The sequence below is a fragment of the Actinomycetota bacterium genome (assembly GCA_036280995.1).
Classification (GTDB): domain Bacteria; phylum Actinomycetota; class CALGFH01; order CALGFH01; family CALGFH01; genus CALGFH01.
The window spans coordinates 1-3,768 of the sequence record DASUPQ010000627.1 but is presented as its reverse complement, the minus strand read 5'-3'; the positions used below and the strand labels follow the sequence as shown (position 1 = coordinate 3,768).

The window sequence follows — 3,768 nt, the reverse complement described above, 5'->3', positions numbered from 1 at the left end:
TCCTCGGCGAACCCGGAGAAGAACGCGCCGCCGTTGAGCTGGAGGTTGTCGACGCCCTGGATGGCGGTGGTGGTGCCCTTCACGGTCGCCTGGACGCTGGTCGCCCCGTTGGTGATGGTCAGCTGGGTCTGGACCACCGGGGCGACGGCCCGGACCGAGTCGAGCTGCTCGATGGCGTCGGCGTCGGCCAGAGTCAGGCTCTCGCTGGACCCGGCCGCACCTTGGACCCCGCCGCCGAAGCCGCGCCCGCCCATCACGGTCATGGTGTTGCTACCGAGGCGGCTGAACTGGTCGTTGACCTCGGCGGCCGAGCCGTTGCCGACCGCGACCAGGGTGACCACCGAGCCGACCCCAATGACCAGCCCGATGACGGTCAGCAGGGAGCGCAGGGCGTTGGCCCGGAGCCGCCCCACGGCCAGGCGGATCGCCTCCAAGGTCATGGAGCGCCACCCCCGCCTCCGCCGCCGGGTCCGCCGCCGCCGGGGAAGCCCCCGCCGGGGAAACCGCCACCGGGGAAGCCGCCGCCCTGCTGGTTCTGGCCGGTGGCGCCGGTGTCGGAGGCGGTGACGCCGGTCACGACCTGCTCGCCGGCCTCCAGGCCGGTGAGGATCTCGCTGCCCTGGGTGGTGACCAACCCGACCACGACCTGGCGGGTGACCGTGGTCCCGTCCTCCACGACCTGCACGCTCGGGTTGCCGCTAGTGCCGCCGACGGCCGACGACGGCACCACCACGACATTGCGGCGGCTGGCCGTGACCACGCTCGCCTGGCCGGTCATGCCGGTCCGGGTGCCGCCGGGCAGCTTGCCGATCCGCAGGGTCACCGGGTACTGCACTACCATGCTGGTCCCGGCCTCGGCGGTCGAGGACGCCGGGGTGTCAGCGATCTCGTCGACGGTGCCGCTGGTCTCGGCGCCGTCGAGGGCGTCGAAGGTAAGCGTCACCTGCTGGCCGACCTTAAGCTGGGCCACGTCCAGCTGGCTCACCTCGGCGCTGGCGACCAGGCTGCTGGTCGGGGCCAGGGTGGCCAGCTTGCCCCCGGCCTGGACCCGGTCGCCGACCGCGACCGCGACCTCGTCGACGACCGCGCCCGGCTTGTAGGAGACGAACGAGGCCAGCGTGAGGGCGCCGGTCTCGTCGAGACCCTTGTCGGCCTGCCAGTCGGCCAGGGCATCGGCGGTGCCGTCGCCGAAGTCGCCGTCGGCCTCGCCGGGGTCGTAGCCCGCCGCCGCCAGGGCCTTCTGCAGGGCGGTCACGTCCGGGCCCTCGTCGCCCTCGGCCAGGTCCCGGTACAGCGGGTAGCTGGAGGGGATCCCGTAGACGGCCTTGCCGTTGATCCCGGCCAGCCTGGTCAGGGCCTTGACGGCTTTGCCGTCGGTGACGGCCAGGCTGGTTACCGTGCCCGCGGCCGGGCTGGCCAGGGTGCTGGTGCCGTCCTTGGCCAGGGTGAAGGAGGCGTCGACGGTCTGGGTCAGGGTCGCCCGCCTGGCCGTGGTCGTGGCCAGCGGCTGGGCGGCCGAGGTGTCGTCCCCGCCGGCCACGACCCACGCCAACGCCCCGGCGGCGACCACCAGGACCACCGCGCCGGCGGCCAGCCAGCGGCGCCGGCCGGGTCGGCGCCGGCTCACTGGGCCGGCTCCTCGGTGACGCTGCTGGCCGTGACCGTGCCGTTGCTGCTGTTGGAGGCGGCCGGGTCGAGGCGGACCGAGACGGTGTCGCCGACGGCCAGGTCGCTGGCCTTGCCGGCGACCGCCCGGCGGATCTCGGTCGAGCCGCTGAGCTGGACCTTCAGCTCACCCGCCTGGGTCGAGATGGTGAGCACGTCGCCGTCGGTGCTGGTGATGTCGCCCTGCACCGACGGCCCGCTAGTCCCTCCCTGACCGCCCGGGCCCTGACCGCCCGGGCCTTGACCGCCCGGACCGCCCGGGAAGCCCTGGCCGCCACCTGGGCCTTGCATGTCGCCCTGGGGAAGCTCGCCCTCCTGGGCCATCTGGAACGCCTCGGCCAGCGTCGCCGGCCCCGACGAGGCGGTCGCCCGCCCCAGGGCGAAGCCGCCGGCGCCGCCGACGACCAGGCACAGCACGCCGGCCACCAGCCGGTCCCGCCACGGGGACCGGCCCGTCCCGCGGTCGTAGACCGGCACCTTGGTGTCGGCGGGATTCATCGGGTTCTGCTGCAACGCGCTGCTCCTCTCGGTCGAGGGTGGGTGGTCATGCGGCGGCCAGGCGGCCGGCGTCCAGCACCAGGCGCCGCTGGGCCCGAGCGGCCACGGTCGGGTCATGGGTGATCATCAGGACGGTGGTGCCGGCCTGGTGCAGGGCGGTGAATAGCTCCAGCACCTCGGCCCCGGAACGGCTGTCGAGGTTGCCGGTCGGCTCGTCGGCCAGCAGCAGCGCCGGCTCGCCAACCAGGGCCCGGGCGACCGCCACCCGCTGGAGCTGCCCGCCGGAGAGCTGGCCCGGGTCGTAGTCCATCCGGTCGGCCAGCCCAACCCGCTCCAGGGCCTCGCGGGCCCGGGCCAGCCGGTCGCCCCGGCGGATCCCCCGGTACAGCAGCGGCGCGGCCACGTTCTCCAGCGCACTGGTCCGGGGCAGCAGGTTGAAGCTCTGGAACACAAACCCGATCCGCCGGTTGCGCAGCTCGGCCCGCCTGGTGTCGCCCAGATCGGATACGTCCTCCCCGGCCAGCTCGTAGACCCCGGCGTCGGGCCGGTCCAGCAACCCGAGAATGTTCAGCAGGGTCGACTTGCCCGACCCCGACGGGCCCAGGACGGCCAACCACTCGCCCTCGGCCAGCTCCAAGTCGACCGCCTCCAACACCGGCACGGCGATCGCGCCACGCAAGTAGGTCCGGGCCAGTGCGCGGGTGCGGATCACCGGGTCAGGCATGGGCGTGGTCACGGGCGTGCCTCCTCCAGGCTTGGTTGCCGCTGACTGATCCGGCACTCTCGCGGGCCGACCTTGGAAGAGCCTGTCCACCGGCTGGGAGTTCCCTGAGAACCCGGCTGGTCCGCTGGCGCTGGGGGCGGGCTCATCGGCTGTCCACCGGGCGGCTGCCCACCGTCACCTGCAGGGTCTGCTCGGCGCTGCCGCGCCGCACTCGGACCTTGGCCGTGCTGCCCGCCTCCAGCTGGCGAATCGCCAGGACCAGGTCCTCCCAGCTCCGCACGGTGCGGTCGCCCACCCGGGTGACGAGGTCGCCGGATCGCAGTCCAGCGTCGGCGGCTGGACCGTCAGGGCTGACCTGCTGGATGCGGGCGCCCTGGCTGCCGCCGTCGTCGCCTTCGGCCCCGCCGGTGACCCCGAGGTAGGAGACGGTGACCTGGCGGCCGGCGATGAGCTGGTCGGCGACCTCGACGGCCCGGTCGATGGGGACCGCGAACCCGACCCCGGCGTTGGCGCCGCTGCTGGACTCGATCGCGGTGGTGATCCCGATCACCCGGCCGCGGTCGTCGGCCAGCGCCCCACCTGAGTTGCCAGGGTTGATGGCGGCGTCGGTCTGGATGGCGTCGATCAGGTCGCTGCTGTCCTGGCCTGGACCGCCGGTCAGGACCACCCGATGCAGGGCGGAGACGATGCCCTCAGTGACCGAGCCCTCCAGGCCGAAAGAGCTGCCGACCGCGATCACCCGCTGACCCACTGCCAAGCTGGCCGAACGGCCCACGGTGGCGGCCTGCAGCCCGGTCTTGGCAACCCGGACCACGGCCAGGTCGTCGGTGGCGTCCGAGCCGACGAGCTCGGCGTCCACCCGCTCGCCGCTCTGGAGGGTT

Annotated in this window: 5 protein-coding genes; all 5 read right to left on the bottom strand. The window is 73.8% G+C overall.

Features of this window, described 5'->3' with window-relative positions:
* Positions 1-440 (bottom strand): ABC transporter permease (locus VF468_21315; GenBank protein HEX5880832.1); only part of this gene is annotated, 440 nt, incomplete at its 3' end.
* Complete coding sequence (locus tag VF468_21310) at positions 437-1,627, bottom strand: peptidoglycan-binding protein (protein ID HEX5880831.1); 1,191 nt, start codon at positions 1,625-1,627, stop codon at positions 437-439. The genes VF468_21310 and VF468_21315, both read right to left, overlap by 4 nt.
* Complete coding sequence (locus VF468_21305) at positions 1,624-2,178, bottom strand: hypothetical protein (protein ID HEX5880830.1); 555 nt, start codon at positions 2,176-2,178, stop codon at positions 1,624-1,626. Before VF468_21305 ends, VF468_21310 begins: the two co-directional genes overlap by 4 nt.
* Positions 2,179-2,209: 31 nt before the next feature.
* Positions 2,210-2,887: an ABC transporter ATP-binding protein gene (locus VF468_21300; protein ID HEX5880829.1), complete on the bottom strand. Its 678-nt coding sequence runs from the start codon at positions 2,885-2,887 to the stop codon at positions 2,210-2,212.
* Between the two features lie 142 nt (positions 2,888-3,029).
* Positions 3,030-3,768 (bottom strand): trypsin-like peptidase domain-containing protein (locus VF468_21295; GenBank protein ID HEX5880828.1); only part of this gene is annotated, 739 nt, incomplete at its 5' end.

Excerpts from the sequence above, each read along its gene's own strand:
- VF468_21300 (HEX5880829.1), bottom strand. The coding sequence starts at position 2,887 with ATGCCTGACCCGGTGATCCGCACCCGCGCACTGGCCCGGACCTACTTG.